Genomic DNA, 18,191 nt, shown 5'->3' with positions numbered 1-18,191 from the left:
GCATCACCATGGAGACGACGGCGTACCGCCCGTCCAGGGAATCGAGATCGTTCGATTCCGATCAAGCTGCATCACATCCGGCCGTCGCGTCCTATATCCGTGCGCGCGCCGCGCGGCTCGATCTGTCACCGGAAGATCCAATTCCACTGTTCCTGTCCGATCCGCTCGGTGTGCCGGAGTCAGGCGAATATACGGCGCGGGCGTTGGGTCCCCGGCTCAGAATTGTCCCGCGTGTTCTCGCGGCGGTTCTCATCGCATCCACGCTGGCCGTTGCGGCCGCGCTGTATCAGCCCAGTCTCCGCAATCTCTTCGCCGCCGACGCTGCCGGCCCGACGGGTGCCGAGCTGGACCAGGCCATGGCGTCGGCCAACGTGCCGGACAGGCCTCAGACCGCGTACAAGGACCCGGCGCGCTTGAGCAACACAAGGCTGGCGAGCGCTGACGCGCAGGATCTCCCCGCAGCCTCAGCTCCGAGCCGCGAAGCGATTGCGACTGCCTATCAAACCGCGCTGCAAGCCCAGGCGCCCGGGCCAGTCGCGGCGCCGCCTGCGCCCCCACCGCCCGCTAAGACGCTCGATGCCGACACACTGGCTGGGCTGATGGCGCGCGCGAACGGTCTGTTGGCGGTCGGCGACATTGCCGCGGCGCGCCTGCTGCTCGAACGGGCCGCCAATGCACAGGATGCAACGGCTGCATTTCTGCTCGCGCAAACCTATGACCCGGCGGTGCTGGGCACGAGCGACGCGCGGCGCGTTGCTGCCGACGCGACCGCCGCGCGCGACTGGTACCAAAAGGCCGCAGGCCTTGGATCGGCGGAGGCGCGGCAACGCCTCGCCCAGCTTCAGAACTAGAACTCTTTAGGGGATATCATGCGTAATGCTTTGAGAATGGCGCTTGCCGCCATCATGATGATCTATGCCTTCGCGGCACGCGCGGAGCAGACCGAATATGATCCGGCCAAGGTCTCTGACAGCCTGAAAGCCATCTTCCAGTTCGGTTCGACCTCGACCAAGCAGTCGCTGAACGCCAACACCGTGACGTTGATCACCGGCACGATCGGCGGCACCTATGTGCAATTCGGCGCCGACCTCGCCTCCGTCGCTCGACGACGGCAACAGGATTCGTGTGTTGCCAATCGTCGGCCGAGGTTCGGTGCAGAGCGTTGCCGACATCCTGTTCCTGCAAGGCGTCGATCTCGGAATCGTCCGCGCGGATACGCTCGACTATCTCGAGCGCAAAGGTTTTGCCAAGGACATCAAGAAGCAATTCACCTATGTGACGAAGCTCTACAACGAAGAGATGCAGGTGATCGCGCCAAAATCGGTCGCGACACTCAAGGATCTGGAAGGCAAAACTGTAAGCGTCGATCTGCCCAACGGCGGCACCTTCGTCACCGCGCTCACCGTGTTCGAGCGGCTCGGGATCAAGGCGAAATTCGTTTATGTCGAGCAGCGCATCGCGATGGAGAAACTGAAGGCCGGCGAGATCGACGCCGTCATCGTGGTCGGCGGCAAACCGTACAAGTCCGTTTCGACCTTCGGCAATGACGGCCGCTTCCACCTTGCGACCGTGGATTATGCAAAGCCCCTCCAGAGCGACTATCTGCCGGCGACGCTGACCGCCAAGGACTATCCGAACCTGGTCAAGGAGGGCGAGAGCGTGGACACCATCGCGGTGCCGGCCGTGCTCGCGGCCTACAACTGGGCGCCCAACACCGAGCGCTACCGCAAGCTTGCACTGTACGTGGACGCGTTCTTCACGAAATTCCCGACGCTGCAGAACCCGCCCTTCCATCCAAAGTGGAAGGAGGTCTCGCTCGCGGCGCCCCTGGCGGGCTGGAACAGATTGCCGGTGGCGCAGCAATGGCTCGACCGCCACGGCGTCGAACCGGTGACGCGGCAACGCTTCGAGGCGTTCCTGCGACAGAGCCCCTCGGCCGCAAAAGTGTCCGACGCGGACAAGGAAACGCTGTTCAAGCAATTCCAGGCGTGGGACGCCGAAAAGGCCCAGGCCCAGGCGCAGGCGGAGAAGAAGTAGCGAGCAGTCATCCACACATACAGCTGTCATCGCCCGCGAAGGCGGCGATCCAGCATTCCGAGACGGTTATGGTTCAATCGGAAGGCCGCGGCGTGCTGGATTCCGCACCATCGCGAGGAATGACAGCGGAGTATGCGGCGACAGCTATTGCGCGGCTTCCGGCTCCACCTCATCCACCCCGCGCTTCAGCGCGGCGCGGGCGGCTTCGCGATGCTCGTTCGTGATGTGGCTGGCAACCATGCGGATCGCGGTGGCGAGTACGGCGGCGTCATCGGTGAAGCCGAGGATCGGCATCACGTCGGGAACGAAATCAAACGGCAGGATGAAATAGGCGATCGCCCCGAGCAGCGAGGCCTGGACATGGCGTGGCGTCTGGCGGTCGAACGCGCAGTAATAGGCCGCGAGCAGATCCTCCGCGAACGGCAGATGCGCGGCGACACGCTTCAGCTTGCGCCAGAAGCGGCGGCGCACGCTCTCACGATCTTCCGCGAGCCGGTCGGCGGGCTCGAAACCGACGCTGTGTTCGGCAGCCATGTTCGACAAACTCCCCGTTCCAGCCTGGGTGGCAGATCGCCGCATCCCGTGCTGATCACAAGATGGGGACGCGGCCTTCCCCTGCAAGACGTCAGCCTGGTGTCAGCTTGGCGATGGCGTTCATCGCCTTGGCGAGCTCGATGTCGAGCGCGGTGACGCCGCCGGCGTCATGGGTCGACAGCACCACCTCCACCGTTTTGTAGACATTGCGCCATTCGGGGTGGTGGTCCATCTTCTCGGCGACCAGTGCCGCGCGGGTCATGAAGCCGAACGCCTCGTTGAAATCCTTGAAGACAAAGGTTTTCCCGATCGCCTCGCGTCCTTGAGCCTCGGTCCAGCCAGGTAGTTCGCCCAGCGCCTGCCTGCGTGCCTCCGCCGAGAGCCGTTCTGTCATCCTCGCCTCCGTCCTTTCAGGGGAACTTTACCCTAACACCGCACTGACGCCCCGGGTTCATACGGGATTGGACCCCATCCGCTAACCATGACGGAGATGTAACCCTGCCGGACAAGAAATTTGCTACACTTGCAGGCGTAAACCGCCGGCCAAGATGAAACTGAGCCTCAAGCGAATGTTCGGGAGATCGATGACCGGGGGATTGGACCTGGCCGAAGCGCCCACCCCGCCCTCGCCGCGATCATCGGCGCGGAAGACGGCGCTCGTGACTCTCGCGCTGGTGCTCGCGATCGTTGGCGCGCTCGCCGGCGGCTATTACTTTGCCATGCGGCCGGTGACGCTGAAGATCGCGGTCGGCCCCGCCAACAGCGATGACGTCAAGGTCGTGCAGGCACTGACCCAGGCCTTCGCGCAGCATAAGAGTTCTGTGCGGTTGCGCCCGATCCAGACCGACGGCGCCACCGCCAGCGCCAATCTGCTCGCGGAAGGCAAGGCCGATCTTGCCATTGTGCGCGGCGACGTCGACGTACCGAAGAACGCGCAAGCGGTTGCAACCCTGCGCAAGAACGTCGTGGCGCTATGGTCCGTGTCCGGCAAGGGCAAGAAGAAGGGCGCGAAGATCACCAAGATCGCGCAGCTCGCCGGACATCGGGTCGGCGTGGTCGGCCGCACCCAGGCCAACGTCAATTTGCTCAAGGTGATCCTGCAGCAATACGGTGTCGATCCCGCCAAGGTCGAGATCGTGCAATACCCGGCAACCGAAGCCGTCGAAGCGATCAAGGCGCAGAGGGCTGATGCCTATCTCGCGGCCGGTCCCGTCAACAGCAAGATCACGGCGGAGGCGATCGCCGCTTCCACCAAGGATTTCGGCACGCCGACCTTTCTCGCGATCGATTCCGCGGATGCGATCGCCCAGAACCATCCGGTCTATGAAGCGGCCGAGATTCCCGCGGGCACTTACGGCGGCTCGCCCGATCGTCCCGATGACGAGGTCAAGACCATCAGCTTCTCGCACCACATCGTGGCGCGCAAAGCAGTGTCCGAAACCACCATCGCGGCGTTCACGCGCCAGCTTTTCTCCGTACGCCAGCAATTGGTGACGGAATTCCCGCTGGCGGCGAAGATCGAAACGCCCGACACCGACAAGGATGCGGTGATTCCCGTGCATCCCGGCGCCGCCGCTTTCGTCGACGGCGAAGAAAAGACCTTCCTCGACAGATACAGCGATTACATCTGGTGGACCCTGATGGCGCTCTCGGCCATGGGCTCGATCGGCGCCTGGTTTGCGGGCTATCTGAAGAAGGACGAGCGCGACAACAACAGCCATCTGCGCGAGCGGCTGCTCGACATGATCACCGCCGCTCGAAAGAGCGAAACGACCGAAGATCTCGATCAGATGCAGACCGAGGCCGACGAGATCCTGCGCGATACGCTGCGCTGCTACGACCACGGCGCGATCGAGGAAGGTGCGCTCACCGCCTTCAACATCGCGCTCGACCAGTTCCATGCGGCGGTTGCCGACCGCAAGGCGGTGCTGTTCAGCCTGCCGCAGAACCTGCAGCGCGCCGGTGCCCAATTCCGGGCCGCTGGCAACGCGTAAGCGCTCGCGCGTTATCGCCGCGTCACATTGTCTCAATATAGCGTCTGCTTCACCATGGCGACCGCCCTGGGCGATCGCCTCACGCGATATCGAGACCGTCTTCATGAACATCAAATTCTCCCGCCGCCGTTTCCTGACGACCAGCGCCGGCGCGCTCGGCGCGGTCGCAATGCCCCATCTCTCCCGCGCGGCCGACCGGCCGGCGGTGACCCATGGCGTGCAGTCGGGCGACGTCACCGTCGACAGCGGCGTGGTCTGGGCGCGCACCGACCGGCCCGCACAGATGCTGGTCGAGGTGGCGACGACGGAGTCGTTCAGGGATGCCCGCGCGCTGCCGCCGATCGCGGCGCTGCCCGACAGCGACTTCACCGCGAAGATGCTGATCGAAAACCTGCCGGGCGGACAGGACATTTTTTATCGCGTCCGCTTCCGCGATCTTTCGCACACCGCGGTGGAGGGCGAGCCGGTGACCGGCCGCTTCCGCACCGCACCCGCCGACCGTCGCGACGTCAGCTTCGTCTGGGGCGGCGACGTCGCAGGACAAGGCTGGGGCATCAACCCTGATGACGGCGGCATGTTCACCTTCTCGGCGATGCGCAAGCACCGTCCGGATTTCTTCCTGCACTCCGGTGACACCATCTATGCCGACGGCCCTATCCAGTCCGAGGTGAAGCTCGCGGACGGCAAGATCTGGAAGAACGTCACGATTCCCGAGAAGGCCAAGGTCGCCGAGACGCTGGACGAGTACCGCGCCGCGCACAAATACAATTTCACCGACGACAATCTTCGCGCCTTCAATGCCGAAGTGCCGATCTTCGTGCAGTGGGACGACCATGAGGTGACCAACAACTGGTCGCTGTCGAAGGAGCTGCCGGCGACCTACAAGGAGCGCGACATCGCACTGCTTGCGGCCCGCGCAAGCCGTGCCTTCCACGAGATGTATCCGATGCGCGAGAGCATCGTCGAGCCCGGCCGCGTCTATCGCCAGATCTCCTATGGTCCCCATCTCGACGTGTTCGTGCTCGACGAGCGCAGCTATCGCGGCCCGAACGGCCCCAACCTCGAAACCGTTTACGACCCGGCCAGCTATTTCCTCGGCCCGGACCAGATCGCCTGGCTCAAGCGCGGCCTGTTGAATTCTCGCGCGACCTGGAAAGTGATCGCCTCCGACATGCCGCTCAGCCTCGTCGTGTCAGACACGCCGAAGGGGGGATCGGAAGCCATTGCGCAGGGCGACGGCCCGGTGCGCGGCCGCGAGTTCGAGATCGCCGACATCCTGCGTTTCATCAAGATGGCGCCGGTCAGCAACACCGTGTGGCTCACGGCGGACGTGCATTACGCGGCCGCGCATTATTACGATCCGAACAAGGCGCAATTCCAGGATTTCGAGCCGTTCTGGGAGTTCGTGTCGGGCCCGCTTCACGCGGGCACATTCGGTCCGAACGCGCTCGACAATACGTTTGGGCCGGAGGTGCGTTTCGTCAAGGCGCCCGGGAAAGACAACCAGAACCTGCCGCCATCCGCCGGCATGCAGTTCTTCGGTCACGTCAAGATCGACGGCGCTTCCGGCCAGATGACGGTGACCTTGCGCGACCGCGCCGACGTCGCGCTGTGGTCAACCACGCTCGATCCGAAGCCGGCCTGACGCCGTATCGCTAGTTCGCCGCGCGGACCTGGAGCGCCGCCTCCAGCGCGTCGCTCGAACACGGCTTCTGCAATCGCGGCTGGCCGGCGAATTCGGGCGGGATGCGCGCGTCAGCGCCGTAGCCGGTGACGAACACAAAGGGAATTTTCAGCGCCGCGAGCCGTTCGGCGACCGCAAAGCTGTTCTCGCGACTCAAACCGACGTCGAGCAAGGCGAATTCGGGGGCGTGCGCCGCGATTGCGGTCAGCGCCTGCGCCACTGAACCTACCGTGCGGACGCTCTTCACGCCAAATCCGAGCAGGCGATCTTCGAAGTCGATCGCGATGATCGGATCGTCCTCGACAATGAGCACATCGGCGGGACAGTTTGAACCATCGGAAACAGCGGGTGCCATCATCGTAACTTGGAGCATGAGGTTTCTCTGACTGGGATACCGCGTCACGACGCCTGTACCCGGCGCGGAGGTTCCCGGAACGAAACCACCACATCACAGTTGTTAGGTCTGTCTACTTGTGCACACAGGACCTCGTCGGAACTCGCTAAATGTGGAGGCGGATGGGAGTTTAAGATGGACGCGCGGACCAGCAACGCCACCGAGATCGATAGCCGGCCGACCAACAATCTGCTGCGGCGCTTGAGCCCGGCCGACTTCGCCCTGCTTGCGCCGCATGTCATGCTCGAAAGCGCCGCAGCGAATGAGCTGCTCTACAACCCCGGCGACGACGTCCAGGTCGTCCACTTCCCCTGCGGACCGTCGCTTGCAACCTTCCTCGTTCCCAATGAGGACGGCCGCGATGTCGAGACCATCCTGGTCGGCCGCGAAGGCGCGGTGGGCGGCATCGTCAGCGAGGGTTATCTGCCGGCCTATACCCGGATCTGCGTGAAATTCGGCGGGCCGTTTGCGCGAATTCACGTCAGCAAGCTGGAGGCCGCCAAGCAGCGCTCGCCCTCGTTGCGCCATGTCTTCGCTCGTTACGCCGACTGCATGCTGGCTCAGATCTTCCAGTCCACCGCCTGCAACGCCATTCACTCGATCGAGCAGCGCACCGCCAAATGGATGCTGGCCGCTATGGAGCGGACCGGCGACGAGAGCAGCGTGCCTCTGACGCACGAGCAACTCGCGACACTGCTCGGCGTCGGCCGCAGCTATGCCAGCCGCGTGCTCCAGTCGTTCAAGGCGGAGGGCGTGCTCGACACGCGACGCGGATCGATCCTGGTCCGCAACCGCGAGGGCCTGCGCCTGCGCTCCTGCCTGTGCAACGAGGCCGTGAAGATGCACTTCGAGGAGGTGCTGCGCGGCGTCTATCCGACCGAGGAGAGGCAGGCCGGCTAGCCGCCTGACTCGCTCCTCTTCGGGGATAAGAAGCGGCCGCACTATCCCGCCGCGGGGGAACCTGGGCTAATGTCCCCGCATGAGCGGGGCTTTCCTTCACACTCTCTTCGACATCGCGGCGTGGCTGGCTGCGGCCGTGGCGCTCTACGGGCTGTCGCGACAGGGCTTGCGGTTTCCGGCGCAATCCTTTGAGCGGTCCTACCTCGCCGCTTTGGTGTTCGGCGCGGGGCTCGGCGCCTATCTGTTCGGCTCCGCCAATCTGTGGCTGTCGGGCCAGAGCGGCATCGCGCGCTCCGTGGAAGGAGCGCTGGTCGGCGGCATCTTGGCGATCGAGCTCTACAAATGGTCCGCAGGGATCACGGTCCGAACCGGCGCCCGTTTTGCGCTGCCGCTGGCGCTCGGCATCGCGATCGGCCGGCTCGGCTGCTTTTTCGCGGGCCTCGACGATTTCACCTACGGCACGCCGACGGCATGGCCCTGGGGCCATGATTTCGGCGACGGCATCCCGCGCCATCCCGTGCAGCTCTACGAAAGCGCCGCGATGGGGGTGTTCGCGCTGCTCTACGTGGTGGCGGTCTTGAACCGGAGCGCGTTTGTGATCACCAATGGTTTCTACCTCGTCCTCGTCTACTATGGAGCACAGCGCTTCCTGTGGGAATTCCTCAAGCCCTACGGCACGCTGATCGGCCCCTTCACGCTGTTTCACCTGCTGTCGCTGTCCATCCTGCTCTACGCCGTCGTCATGCTGGCGAGGGCGCCCAATGCGAGACCCATGCATGAACGCGCCGTTGCGTAAGTCGCGTCCCTATATCTTCTGGGGCCAGACCCAATCTCTCTGCGAGACCTGCCTGAAGCTGGTGCCGGCCAAGATCCAGATCCTCGACAACGAGGTTTGGTACGAGAAGCGCTGCAAGGAGCATGGCGTCCAGTCCACGCTCGTGTCGACGGACGCCGCGTATTGGCGCCTGTGCAAGGATTTCATCAAGCCGGGCGACCGGCCGCTGGCCTTTCAACGGCATACCGAATTCGGCTGCCCCTATGATTGCGGCCTGTGCCCCGACCACGAGCAGCATTCCTGCCTCGCGCTGATCGAGATCACCGAGCATTGCAATCTGACCTGCCCGGTGTGCTTTGCCGATTCCTCGCCGGCGCGGACCAGCTTCACGCCGCTGGCCAAGGTCGAGCGAATGCTGGACGCGCTGGTCGCGAGCGAGGGCGAGCCTGATTTGGTGCAGATCTCCGGCGGCGAGCCGACGCTGCATCCCGACTTCTTCGCGATCCTCGATGCGGTGCGCGCCCGCCCGATCCGCCATGTCATGATCAACACCAACGGCCTGCGTATCGCCCGCGAAAAGGATTTCGTGGCGCGGCTCGCCGAGAACAAGCGCGGGCTCGAGGTCTATCTCCAGTTCGACTCGCTCGAACGCGACGCTTTGATCAATCTGCGCGGCGCGGATTTGCGCAAGATCCGTCAGCAGGCGCTGGAGAATCTCGAGCATTACGGCGTATCGACCACGCTGGTGGCGACCATCAAGCGCGGTGTCAACGATGCCGAGATCGGCGACATCGTCCGCCACGCGCTGACCTGGAAGTGCGTTCGCGGCGTCACGCTGCAGCCGGTGCAGGACGCCGGCCGCAACGAAAATTTCGACAAGAACACCGATCGCATCATGCTGTCGGAGATCCGCAAGCGCGTGGTCGAAACCGGCGTGTTCGGCGACAAGGACATGATCCCGCTGCCCTGCAATCCCGAAAGCATCTCGATCGGTTACGGCCTGCGCAACGGCAAGAAAGTGCTGCCGCTGACCTCGCTGATCCCGCAGGAGCAACTCGTCGCATTGTTGCCCAATACGATAAGCCCGGAGAAGCATCCGGCGCTGAGGGAGAAATTCATCGATCTGTTCTCGCTGTCCTCGGGACCGCTGAACACGAGCGAGCGCGTCTGCGAATTGCTGTGCTGCCTGCCGAGCTTCGAGGTGCCGCAGGGAATCACGTACGAGAACGTATTCCGCGTCACCATCGTGCAGTTTCTCGATCGCTTCAATTTCTGCGTCGGCAACGTCAAGCGCAGCTGCATCCATTTCGTCACCGAGAACGGCGCGATCATCCCGTTCGACACCTACAATCTGTTCTACCGAAACGGAAAGATCGACGGCATCCGCGCCGAACTGGCGGCGCAGTCAACCGCAGGAGTCCTGCAGGCATGAGCATCAGCGACACGCCGCCGCCAGCCCCTCCGGGACCGCCTCCTGCCCCGCCGAACAAGCGCGGCGGCTGCCTGACCGCGATCATGGCGATCTTCGGGATCCTCATGCTGCTACCCGGTGCCTGCGCATTGCTGTTCGGCGGAATGTCGGTGATCGAGGGCGGCCGGATGGGTTCCGACGTGGCACCGCTGGTGTTCGTAGGCCTGGTCGTGGGGCTGGGCGGGGTCGCCCTGATCTGGGCCGCGATCAAGGGCCGGCGCGGCTGAGCCCGGCTTTTCGCCTAACCCCCGGGAATTCCCGGACAAAATTCAATCAACCAACGGCCAAAGAACACATTGTTTTTTGGCGGTTTTTGCCTATATTGCGCCGCAACGCGTAGGGTGCCCGGTCGATATGCCGGGCTTTCCCTTTTGGGCGGAAAGCGCCCCGTTTCCAGTCTTCAAGCGTTGTTTCGAGAAGAGGTCCCGGTCTGACCGGCGAGATCGCGCTTAACCCATTGTCCGACCGCAAAGAAGCCCACTCATGAATCTTCGCAACATCGCCATCATCGCCCACGTCGACCACGGCAAGACGACCCTGGTCGACCGCCTCCTCCAGCAATCCGGCACCTATCGCGAGAACCAGAAGGTGACTGAGCGCGCCATGGACTCCAACGATCTGGAGCGCGAGCGCGGCATCACCATTCTGGCCAAGGCGGCCTCGGTGCAGTGGAAGGACACCCGCATCAACATCGTCGATACCCCAGGCCACGCCGATTTCGGCGGCGAGGTCGAGCGCATCCTCAACATGGTGGACGGCGCGCTGGTGCTGGTCGACGCCGCCGAGGGGCCGCTGCCGCAGACCAAATTCGTGGTCTCCAAGGCGCTCAAGGTCGGTTTGAAGCCGATCGTCGTGATCAACAAGGTTGACCGTCCCGACGCGCGGGCAACCGAAGTCATCAACGAGGTGTTCGACCTGTTCGCGGCGCTCGACGCCAGCGAGGAGCAGCTCGACTTCCCGATCCTCTACGGGTCGGCCAAGCAAGGCTGGATGGCCGAGAGCCCGGACGGGTCGCAGGAAGCCGGCATGCAGCCGCTGTTCGACCTGATCGTGCGCCATGTCGCGCCGCCGACCGTCGAGGAAGGCCCGTTCCGCATGATCGGCACCATTCTGGAAGCCAACCCCTATCTCGGCCGCATCATCACCGGCCGTATTTCCTCAGGCTCGATCAAGCCGAACCAGGCCGTGAAGGTGCTGGGCGCCGACGGCAAGACGATCGAGCAGGGCCGCATCACCAAGATCCTCGCCTTCCGCGGCATCGAGCGCACTCCTCTCGACGAAGCCGAGGCAGGCGACATCGTCGCCATCGCCGGCCTGACCAAGGGCACCGTCGCCGACACCTTCTGCGATCCGTCGGTCGACACCCCGCTGGTGGCGCAGCCGATCGACCCCCCGACCGTGTCGATGTCCTTCATCGTCAACAACTCGCCGCTCGCCGGCACCGAAGGCGACAAGGTCACCAGCCGCATGATCCGCGACCGCCTGCTGCGCGAGTCCGAGGGCAACGTTGCGCTGCGGGTCGTCGAAGCCTCCGACAAGGACGCGATGGAAGTTTCAGGCCGTGGCGAATTGCAGCTCGCGATCCTGATCGAGACCATGCGCCGCGAGGGCTTCGAGCTTTCGGTGTCGCGTCCGCGTGTCGTATTTCAGAAGGACGAGGCCACCGGCGCCACCCTCGAGCCGATCGAGGAAGTCGTCATCGACGTCGACGAGGAGCATTCCGGTGTCGTCGTGCAGAAGATGAGCGAGCGCAAGTCCGAGCTGATCGAGATGAAGCCGTCCGGCGGCAACCGTCTGCGGCTGGTGTTCTACGCGCCGACCCGCGGCCTGATCGGCTACCAGGGCGAGCTGCTCACCGATACCCGCGGCACCGCGATCATGAACCGTCTGTTCCACGGCTACGCGCCGTACAAGGGCGAGATCCAGGGCCGCCGCAACGGCGTGCTGATCTCCAACGACCAGGGCGAAGCGGTGGCTTACGCCATGTTCAAGCTGGAAGATCGCGGCCCGATGATGATCGAGCCGGGCTGGAAGGTCTACAAGGGCATGATCGTCGGCGAGCATACCCGCGACAACGACCTCGAGATCAACGTGCTCAAGGGCAAGCAGCTCACCAACATCCGAACCACGTCGAAGGACGAAGCGGTGCGCCTGACCCCGCCGATCCGCATGACGCTGGAAAAGGCGCTGGCCTATATCGAGGACGACGAGCTGGTGGAGATCACGCCGAAGTCGATCCGCCTGCGCAAGCGGCACCTCGACCCGAACGAGCGCAAGCGCGCGGAAAAATCCAAGGAAGCGGTGGCTTAAGGCCACTCGGACACACGACGAATGCGTCATGGCCGGGCTTGTCCCGGCCATCCACGTCTTCGATACTGGTGTCAATGACGTGGATGCCCGGGACAAGCCCGGGCATGACGATGAAATTGACCGCTATGTCCCTCCCCTCCTCCGTCGACGTCGCGATCATCGGTGCGGGCGCCGCCGGTCTCGGCGCGGCGCATGCGCTGGCAGGCTCCGGCCTCTCCGTGATCGTGCTCGAGGCGCGTAACCGGCTCGGTGGCCGGGCCTGGACGGTGCAGGCCTCGCCCGAAGTCACCTTCGACGTCGGCTGCGGTTGGCTGCATTCGGCGGACAACAACTCCTTCGTCGCGATTGCAAAGCAGCTCGATTTCGAGGTCAACAAGGACCTCCCGCCCTGGCGCGAGCGCGCCTATGGCGACGCGTTTCCGAAAGCCGAGCGCGATGATTTCATGCACGCCATGGACGCCTTCTATCAGCGGCTGTGGGAGACCGCCCAGAAGGGCCAGGATGTCCCCGCGAGCTTCAGCCTGGAGCCCGGCAATCGCTGGAATCCCATGATCGACGCGATCTCGACCTACATCAACGGCTGCGAACTGAAGGACATGTCGACGCTGGACTGGGACGCGTATGAGGACAGCGACCTCAACTGGCGCGTCCGCCGCGGCTACGGCGCGCTGATCGCGGCCTATGGCGCGCCATGCCCGGTGGCGCTGAACTGCAACGTCACGCTGATCGATCATTCCGACCAGCGCATCCGCATCGAGACATCGCAGGGCACGCTGACCGCGGACAAGGTGATCGTCACCGTGCCGACCAATCTGATCGCCAATGAGGCGATCCGCTTCTCGCCACCTCTCCCCGCCAAGGTCGACGCCGCGGCCGGCCTGCCGCTCGGTGTCGATGACAAGGTGACGCTGGCGCTCGACGATGCCGAAGCCTTCCCGAAGGAAGGTAATTTGCGCGGCGCCACGATGCGCACTGACATGGGCACCTATCATATCCGCCCGTTCGGCCAGCCCTGCATCGAAGGCTTTTTCGGCGGCAGCTTTGCACGCGAACTGGAAGACGCGGGCGACGGCGCCATTGCCGCCCAAAGCATCGAGGAGATCGCAGGCTTCCTCGGCAACGACATCAGGCGAAAGCTGAAGCCGCTCTACGAGTCGCGCTGGGCCCACGACCCCTTCGCGAGAGGCTCCTACTCGCACGCCCTGCCCGGCCACGCCGGTGACCGCGCCGTGCTGGCGGCACCGACCGATGGGCGGCTGTTCTTTGCGGGAGAAGCGACGTCGCCGAACTTTTTCTCGACGGCGCATGGGGCGCGGGACTCAGGGGAGCGGGCGGCGAGGGAAGTGCTGGGGACGGCGACGTCCTAGCGACTTGGCTTGACGGAACATACCATGAACAACTATGCTTTCTGGGAAGAATCAAGGACAACTTGCCAATTCTTGTCCCAGCGAAAGTTCGCATATGACCCGCTCGCCCCACTCGGTCGAATTCGAAGCCCTTCGGCTGAAAACGGGGTTGTCGCGCTCCGAAGCTGCCAATCTCCTGGGCGTTACAGAGCGCACTGTCATTCGATATGAGAACGGTGACTCACGACCGTCCCCGATTGCTATCAAATGGCTCCAAGAGCATTTGGCCCGATTACCCGAGAAGCGCCTCAAGCCCGCCGCTTTCCGATTTATCGATTTATTTGCTGGTATCGGGGGTCTGAGAATTGGCTTCGATGCCATCGGCGGACAGTGCGTTTTCACGTCCGAGTGGGATAAGTATTCGCAAGCTACCTATCGCGAGAACTTCGGGAACGACCACCCCATTGCCGGGGACATCAGGGAATACTCGAAAGATCCTTCAATGATCCCTGCGCATGATGTTCTTCTTGCAGGCTTTCCGTGCCAGCCTTTTTCGATTGCAGGTGTCTCGAAGAAGAACGCGCTCGGGCGACCTCACGGATTTCTCTGCGACACGCAAGGCACGTTGTTTTTCGATCTCGCGCAAATTATCGCACATCATCAACCCTCTGCATTCCTGCTGGAGAATGTGAAAAACCTCCAGCGACATGACAAGGGACGGACATTCGCGACCATCATCAACGTTCCCGTAGCGGCTTGGGCACAGCGAACAACGCGCGCACCCAGCCCCAGCCGGGGAGCTGCGACAGCACCGTCAGCGCAGCGTCCGACTTCATGAACACCGCGCCGCCGTGAACCACGGCATTGGTGTCGGGATCAGCGGGATCGATGCCGAACGTGCGCGCGAGCCGGGCGCCATAGTCAGATTGAATCGGCGTGAAGCGAAACCGCTTCGCCGGGTCCCTTTTGGCGACGAAGCGGACCCAGCGCGAGCAGAAGATGCAGACGCCGTCGAACAGGATGACGTCATCGTCGGGCCATTTGGGCATTAGCGATTGTCCAATATCAGGTGCGTGACCAGGAATACGGCGTCATGGCTTTTTGGCAGCCGCCGGCTTCAACCCACGCGCAAGCTCGGCACTCGCGGCTTTGACGCCTGCCTCGGTTTCGATCATCCAGTGGCCCTCGCTACCGACGGCCGGCGTCGTTCGGAAGTCGACCTTGCCACCGCCGCCGCGAAACGCATCGACCAACGCAAGCGAAAATGCCGGTGCAAAGTAGCTGTCATTGGCGGCAACGAGCCATGTGATGGGGATGCGCGCGGCCTTGCCGAATTCAGCCGCCGCGGCGAGAAGCGTATGCGGCGCGCAGATCCGGTTCGGCTCGTCATTGGCATGGCCGCCGCGGCCCGGCGCAATGGCGATGATGGCGGAGATCGCCTTCGGATCGGCATTCGCGAGCGCCAGCGCGCCCCAACCGCCGGCGGAATGGCCGATCACGATCGCGGCGTCCTTGCGGATAAAATCCTGCTTTCGCACATAGTCCAGCGCGAGCGCGATTTCGTCGGCCGTTGCGCGGCCCGAGCGCACGTAGTCCGCCTCGTCGCAGCCACCCTGGTCCTCGACATAGCGGCCACCGGTCGCACCATGGCCGAGCCGTTCGGGCACCAGCACGGCGAAGCCGCGCGCGATGAGGAATGCCGTGAGTGCGCGGTATTCCGGCTGAGACATTTGCGCGCGCCGCAAGCCATTTTGCGTCGAAGCATGCGCGATCACCGCAAGCCGGAACGGGCCGGCACCCGGCGGGCGAAACAGCCGGGCATGAGCGGCGATGTCGGTATCCGGCGACGGCACGCGCCATTGCTGACGGCGAAACGGATCGCCCTCCGCTCCGGACGAACCAAAAACCTGAGCGCACACCGGCGGCGCAGCCAGCAAGGCCAGCAGAGCCAAAGGCACGAGGATGTTGGGGATCCGCATGAATTGCCGGAGGCGAGAACAGCGACAGTTAGACTAGTAGGAACGAATCAATATCGGCAGACTTTCTGCGTTGCCATTGCCGTTCATTCGTTGCCGCAAAGCAGTTTTGCACCGGCGCAGAGCACCCCGGTGCCATTCGAATCGGCGTCTTGTCTTTTTTCGGTACAACATGGTTCAAATACTGATGCAGAAAGTCCACACGTTAACCGATAATTAACGATAGGTCTTGCCGCCGGCGCGGCGACTTGGTTTGATCACGTCCATGAGCACAACCCTGATCGAGGTCCGGCCGGCCAAAGCCGCAGATGCAACTGCGGTGGCGTCCACCCATGACGAAGCCTGGCGCTCCGCCTATCAGGGCATCATTCCCGGCGCCGAACTGGAGAAGTTGATCAACCGCCGCGGTCCGCAATGGTGGGACAGCGCGATCCGCAAGGGCAGCCGCGTCAGCGTGCTGGTGTTCGGCGACAAGATCGCAGGCTACGCCAATTACGGCCGCAACCGCGCCCGCAGCCTGCATTTCGACGGTGAGGTCTACGAGCTCTATCTGCGTCCCGAATTCCAGGGCCTGGGCTTTGGTCGCCGCCTGTTCACCGCGGCCCGCCGCGACCTGATGCAGAGCGGCCTGAAGAGCATGGTGGTGTGGGCGCTCTCGGACAACGATCCGGCCACCGAGTTCTACCGCGCCTTGGGCGGCCGCATGGTGGCGCGGTCCTCGGAGCGTTTCGGGCCGAAGTCGCTCGACAAGGTTGCCTTCGCTTGGACCAATTGAGCTGCTGAAGTCCCGCCGGCAGCGTTTTCCTTCCGTCGATACCGCTGCCTTGAGCCGGTGATCGCCGGATTCATTATTTCACAAAAACGCGATGGATCAGCGGGCCAAGCCCGCGTATGACAGCGCCAAAATCGCTGCCGGGTGCGATTTAACCTCGGCAACAACGGAGCCTTGAATGCGTATCGATGCGGTCTCGATCGGGAAAAACGTCCCTCACGACGTCAACGTCATCATCGAAGTCCCCGTGGGCGGCGAACCGATCAAGTACGAGATGGACAAGGAAGCCGGCACGCTGGTGGTTGACCGCTTCCTCTACACGCCGATGCGTTACCCCGGGAACTACGGCTTCATTCCGCACACGCTGTCCGACGACGGCGATCCCTGCGACGTCCTCATCATCAACACCCGCGCCATCATTCCCGGCGCGGTCATGAGCGTGCGCCCGGTCGGCGTGCTGTTCATGGAAGACGAAGCCGGCGGCGACGAGAAGATTCTTGCGGTGCCGTCGTCGAAGCTGACGCAGCGCTATGACAAGGTGAAGTCGTATTCCGACCTGCCGGACATCACGCTCCAGCAGATCCAGCACTTCTTCGAGCACTACAAGGATCTCGAACCCGGCAAGTGGGTGAAGATCCTGCGCTGGGGCGGCCCCGAAGATGCGCACAAGCTGATCCTCGAAGGCATCGATCGCGAGAAAAAGAAGAAGGCCTGAGCTCTGCTCCCTCGCCCCGCTTGCGGGGCGAGGTGAACTACACCGCCGGCTTCGGCAGCCCTGCAATCGCGCAGGCCGCGCGCAACGTGTTCACGAGCAGGCAGGCGACTGTCATCTGACCGACGCCGCCCGGTACCGGCGTGATGGCGCCAGCCACGGCGAGCGCTTCCTGATAGGCAACATCGCCGACGAGACGCGTCTTGCCGTCGTCCCTCGGAATCCGGTTGATGCCGACGTCGATCACGGTCGCCCCCGGCTTCAGCCAGTCGCCGCGCACCATCTCGCACTTTCCGACGGCGGCATAGACGAGGTCTGCGCGCCTCACGAGCCCGGGCAGGTCACGCGAGCGCGAATGCGCGATGGTCACCGTGGCGTTCTCGTTCAGCAACAGCTGCACCAGCGGTCGGCCGACGAGGTTGGAGCGGCCGATGACGATGGCGTTCATGCCTTCAAGCGAAGCATGCACGCTCTTGGTCAAAATGATGCAGCCGAGCGGCGTGCAGGGCGACAGCGCCTCGAAACCGCCGGCGAGGCGGCCGGCATTGTTCGGATGCAGCCCGTCGACATCCTTGGCGGGGTCGATGGCATTGACGACCGCCTCGGTATTGAGGCCCTTGGGCAGCGGTAGTTGCACCAGAATACCGTGCACGGCGGGATCGCGGTTGAGTTTTGCGACCAGCGCCAGGAGATCTGCTTGCGAGACGTCGGCCGGCAGCTTGTGCTCGAACGAGGCCATGCCGGCGGCCTGGGTCTGGGTGTGTTTCGACCGGACATAGACCTCGCTCGCCGGGTCGCTTCCGACCAGGACCACCGCAAGGCCCGGAACCAGATTGTGCTCGCGCTTGACGCGTGCGACCTCGTCGGCGACGCGGGCGCGAAGTTCTGCGGCGATGACTTTTCCGTCGATGATCTTGGCGGTCATGTCAGTTCCCTCAGTCTGTCGATTTGGCTGATGCGAGCTGGCGCAGGGCTTCGCCGAGCCGCGCCGGATCGCCGTCGACCGCGATCTGCTTCAGCCGCGAGGTCGCTCCCGACAGGAGTTTGACGCTGGCCTTGGGCACGCCCAACGATTTCGCCAGCAGCACCAGAACGGCCTTGTTGGCCTCGCCGCCATCTGCGATAGCGCGCACCCGCACCTTGAGCACGCTGCGGCCATCGGAGAGCTGCTCGATCCCGTCGATGTCGTCGCGGACGCCGCGCGGCGTCACCCGCAGCGCGATGCTGATACCTGCGGCCCCGTAACGCCAAGGTTCCTTGATGACAAGGTTCTTTGGCAACCCAGG

The 18,191-nt window shown here is 63.7% G+C and carries 18 protein-coding genes and 2 pseudogenes; 13 read left to right on the top strand and 7 right to left on the bottom strand.

From position 1 onward, the window contains the following. Window positions 1-8 precede the first annotated feature (8 nt). Together IVA93_RS00500 and IVA93_RS00495 are read left to right on the top strand one after the other, a co-directional pair. A complete protein-coding gene (locus IVA93_RS00500) occupies window positions 9-851 on the top strand; it encodes a hypothetical protein (protein ID WP_247368305.1) in 843 nt (280 codons plus the stop codon). Between the two features lie 18 nt (window positions 852-869). Beyond that, window positions 870-2,037, top strand: a pseudogene (locus IVA93_RS00495) (TAXI family TRAP transporter solute-binding subunit). 144 nt (window positions 2,038-2,181) lie between these two features. Here the strand turns inward: IVA93_RS00495 and IVA93_RS00490 are convergent. Together IVA93_RS00490 and IVA93_RS00485 are read right to left on the bottom strand one after the other, a co-directional pair. After that, the gene (locus tag IVA93_RS00490) at window positions 2,182-2,571 is read right to left on the bottom strand and encodes a YkvA family protein (protein ID WP_018459760.1); all 390 of its coding nucleotides are present in this window, start codon (window positions 2,569-2,571) and stop codon (window positions 2,182-2,184) included. A 91-nt stretch (window positions 2,572-2,662) separates the two neighbouring features. Beyond that, entirely contained in the window at window positions 2,663-2,965 is a 303-nt protein-coding gene (locus IVA93_RS00485) for a 4a-hydroxytetrahydrobiopterin dehydratase (protein ID WP_018459759.1), read from the bottom strand. A gap of 154 nt (window positions 2,966-3,119) precedes the next feature. Between IVA93_RS00485 and IVA93_RS00480 the strand changes: the two genes are divergently transcribed. Together IVA93_RS00480 and IVA93_RS00475 are read left to right on the top strand one after the other, a co-directional pair. Next, window positions 3,120-4,565 carry a TAXI family TRAP transporter solute-binding subunit gene (locus IVA93_RS00480; RefSeq protein WP_018459758.1) on the top strand — a complete coding sequence of 482 codons (1,446 nt, stop codon included), beginning with the start codon at window positions 3,120-3,122 and terminating at the stop codon, window positions 4,563-4,565. A 103-nt stretch (window positions 4,566-4,668) separates the two neighbouring features. Then, window positions 4,669-6,210 (top strand): alkaline phosphatase D family protein, encoded by a 1,542-nt coding sequence (locus IVA93_RS00475; protein ID WP_018459757.1) that lies wholly within the window; start codon window positions 4,669-4,671, stop codon window positions 6,208-6,210. Between the two features lie 10 nt (window positions 6,211-6,220). Here the strand turns inward: IVA93_RS00475 and IVA93_RS00470 are convergent, their stop codons facing one another. Next, window positions 6,221-6,622, bottom strand: coding sequence for a response regulator (locus IVA93_RS00470; RefSeq protein ID WP_026233873.1), 402 nt, complete (start codon window positions 6,620-6,622; stop codon window positions 6,221-6,223). Window positions 6,623-6,778: 156 nt separating this feature from the next. Between IVA93_RS00470 and IVA93_RS00465 the strand changes: the two genes are divergently transcribed. From IVA93_RS00465 to IVA93_RS00435, 7 genes are all read left to right on the top strand, one after another. Continuing rightward, window positions 6,779-7,543, top strand: a complete 765-nt coding sequence (locus tag IVA93_RS00465; RefSeq protein ID WP_018459755.1) for a Crp/Fnr family transcriptional regulator — start codon at window positions 6,779-6,781, stop codon at window positions 7,541-7,543. Between the two features lie 79 nt (window positions 7,544-7,622). Next, window positions 7,623-8,339 carry a prolipoprotein diacylglyceryl transferase gene (locus tag IVA93_RS00460; protein WP_018459754.1) on the top strand — a complete coding sequence of 239 codons (717 nt, stop codon included), beginning with the start codon at window positions 7,623-7,625 and terminating at the stop codon, window positions 8,337-8,339. After that, complete coding sequence (locus IVA93_RS00455; protein WP_018459753.1) at window positions 8,320-9,750, top strand: radical SAM protein; 1,431 nt, start codon at window positions 8,320-8,322, stop codon at window positions 9,748-9,750. Before IVA93_RS00460 ends, IVA93_RS00455 begins: the two co-directional genes overlap by 20 nt. Next, a complete protein-coding gene (locus IVA93_RS00450) occupies window positions 9,747-10,016 on the top strand; it encodes a hypothetical protein (RefSeq protein WP_018459752.1) in 270 nt (89 codons plus the stop codon). Before IVA93_RS00455 ends, IVA93_RS00450 begins: the two co-directional genes overlap by 4 nt. Window positions 10,017-10,272: 256 nt before the next feature. Next, on the top strand, window positions 10,273-12,099 hold the full coding sequence (gene typA, locus IVA93_RS00445) for a translational GTPase TypA (RefSeq protein WP_018459751.1): 1,827 nt from the start codon (window positions 10,273-10,275) through the stop codon (window positions 12,097-12,099). A 125-nt stretch (window positions 12,100-12,224) separates the two neighbouring features. Further along, window positions 12,225-13,466: a flavin monoamine oxidase family protein gene (locus IVA93_RS00440; protein WP_247364509.1), complete on the top strand. Its 1,242-nt coding sequence runs from the start codon at window positions 12,225-12,227 to the stop codon at window positions 13,464-13,466. Between the two features lie 34 nt (window positions 13,467-13,500). After that, complete coding sequence (locus IVA93_RS00435; RefSeq protein WP_346016068.1) at window positions 13,501-14,283, top strand: DNA (cytosine-5-)-methyltransferase; 783 nt, start codon at window positions 13,501-13,503, stop codon at window positions 14,281-14,283. Here the strand turns inward: IVA93_RS00435 and IVA93_RS00430 are convergent. Both IVA93_RS00430 and IVA93_RS00425 read right to left on the bottom strand, forming a co-directional pair. Next, window positions 14,189-14,494 (bottom strand): annotated as a pseudogene (locus IVA93_RS00430) (thiol-disulfide oxidoreductase DCC family protein); the annotation flags it as partial. The gene IVA93_RS00435 and the pseudogene IVA93_RS00430 sit on opposite strands and share 95 nt — an antisense overlap. Before the next feature lie 42 nt (window positions 14,495-14,536). Then, the gene (locus IVA93_RS00425; protein ID WP_018459747.1) at window positions 14,537-15,424 is read right to left on the bottom strand and encodes a dienelactone hydrolase family protein; all 888 of its coding nucleotides are present in this window, start codon (window positions 15,422-15,424) and stop codon (window positions 14,537-14,539) included. Between the two features lie 262 nt (window positions 15,425-15,686). Here IVA93_RS00425 and IVA93_RS00420 point away from each other — a divergent pair, with 262 nt between their 5' ends. Next, window positions 15,687-16,196, top strand: a complete 510-nt coding sequence (locus IVA93_RS00420) for a GNAT family N-acetyltransferase (RefSeq protein ID WP_007598725.1) — start codon at window positions 15,687-15,689, stop codon at window positions 16,194-16,196. A 175-nt stretch (window positions 16,197-16,371) separates the two neighbouring features. Continuing rightward, the gene (gene ppa, locus IVA93_RS00415) at window positions 16,372-16,908 is read left to right on the top strand and encodes an inorganic diphosphatase (RefSeq protein ID WP_007604168.1); all 537 of its coding nucleotides are present in this window, start codon (window positions 16,372-16,374) and stop codon (window positions 16,906-16,908) included. Between the two features lie 37 nt (window positions 16,909-16,945). On the opposite strand, the gene folD is transcribed toward ppa, so the two are convergent. Then, window positions 16,946-17,830, bottom strand: a complete 885-nt coding sequence (folD, locus tag IVA93_RS00410) for a bifunctional methylenetetrahydrofolate dehydrogenase/methenyltetrahydrofolate cyclohydrolase FolD (RefSeq protein WP_018459745.1) — start codon at window positions 17,828-17,830, stop codon at window positions 16,946-16,948. 10 nt (window positions 17,831-17,840) lie between these two features. Beyond that, window positions 17,841-18,185 carry a DUF167 domain-containing protein gene (locus IVA93_RS00405; protein ID WP_018459744.1) on the bottom strand — a complete coding sequence of 115 codons (345 nt, stop codon included), beginning with the start codon at window positions 18,183-18,185 and terminating at the stop codon, window positions 17,841-17,843. Window positions 18,186-18,191: the final 6 nt, after the last annotated feature.

The sequence above is a fragment of the Bradyrhizobium sp. 155 genome, from assembly GCF_023101105.1.
Classification (GTDB): domain Bacteria; phylum Pseudomonadota; class Alphaproteobacteria; order Rhizobiales; family Xanthobacteraceae; genus Bradyrhizobium; species Bradyrhizobium canariense_D.
The sequence above is the reverse complement of the archived record's forward strand: the minus strand, read 5'-3'. Positions and strand labels throughout refer to the sequence as shown.

Excerpts from the sequence above, each read along its gene's own strand:
- IVA93_RS00485 (WP_018459759.1), bottom strand. The coding sequence starts at position 2,965 with ATGACAGAACGGCTCTCGGCGGAGGCACGCAGGCAGGCGCTGGGCGAA.
- IVA93_RS00490 (WP_018459760.1), bottom strand. The coding sequence starts at position 2,571 with ATGGCTGCCGAACACAGCGTCGGTTTCGAGCCCGCCGACCGGCTCGCG.
- typA (WP_018459751.1), top strand. The coding sequence starts at position 10,273 with ATGAATCTTCGCAACATCGCCATCATCGCCCACGTCGACCACGGCAAG.
- IVA93_RS00425 (WP_018459747.1), bottom strand. The coding sequence starts at position 15,424 with ATGCGGATCCCCAACATCCTCGTGCCTTTGGCTCTGCTGGCCTTGCTG.
- ppa (WP_007604168.1), top strand. The coding sequence starts at position 16,372 with ATGCGTATCGATGCGGTCTCGATCGGGAAAAACGTCCCTCACGACGTC.
- IVA93_RS00470 (WP_026233873.1), bottom strand. The coding sequence starts at position 6,622 with ATGCTCCAAGTTACGATGATGGCACCCGCTGTTTCCGATGGTTCAAAC.
- IVA93_RS00475 (WP_018459757.1), top strand. The coding sequence starts at position 4,669 with ATGAACATCAAATTCTCCCGCCGCCGTTTCCTGACGACCAGCGCCGGC.
- IVA93_RS00440 (WP_247364509.1), top strand. The coding sequence starts at position 12,225 with ATGTCCCTCCCCTCCTCCGTCGACGTCGCGATCATCGGTGCGGGCGCC.
- folD (WP_018459745.1), bottom strand. The coding sequence starts at position 17,830 with ATGACCGCCAAGATCATCGACGGAAAAGTCATCGCCGCAGAACTTCGC.
- IVA93_RS00460 (WP_018459754.1), top strand. The coding sequence starts at position 7,623 with ATGAGCGGGGCTTTCCTTCACACTCTCTTCGACATCGCGGCGTGGCTG.
- IVA93_RS00420 (WP_007598725.1), top strand. The coding sequence starts at position 15,687 with ATGAGCACAACCCTGATCGAGGTCCGGCCGGCCAAAGCCGCAGATGCA.
- IVA93_RS00435 (WP_346016068.1), top strand. The coding sequence starts at position 13,501 with ATGCTTTCTGGGAAGAATCAAGGACAACTTGCCAATTCTTGTCCCAGC.
- IVA93_RS00500 (WP_247368305.1), top strand. The coding sequence starts at position 9 with ATGGAGACGACGGCGTACCGCCCGTCCAGGGAATCGAGATCGTTCGAT.
- IVA93_RS00455 (WP_018459753.1), top strand. The coding sequence starts at position 8,320 with ATGAACGCGCCGTTGCGTAAGTCGCGTCCCTATATCTTCTGGGGCCAG.
- IVA93_RS00450 (WP_018459752.1), top strand. The coding sequence starts at position 9,747 with ATGAGCATCAGCGACACGCCGCCGCCAGCCCCTCCGGGACCGCCTCCT.
- IVA93_RS00465 (WP_018459755.1), top strand. The coding sequence starts at position 6,779 with ATGGACGCGCGGACCAGCAACGCCACCGAGATCGATAGCCGGCCGACC.
- IVA93_RS00480 (WP_018459758.1), top strand. The coding sequence starts at position 3,120 with ATGAAACTGAGCCTCAAGCGAATGTTCGGGAGATCGATGACCGGGGGA.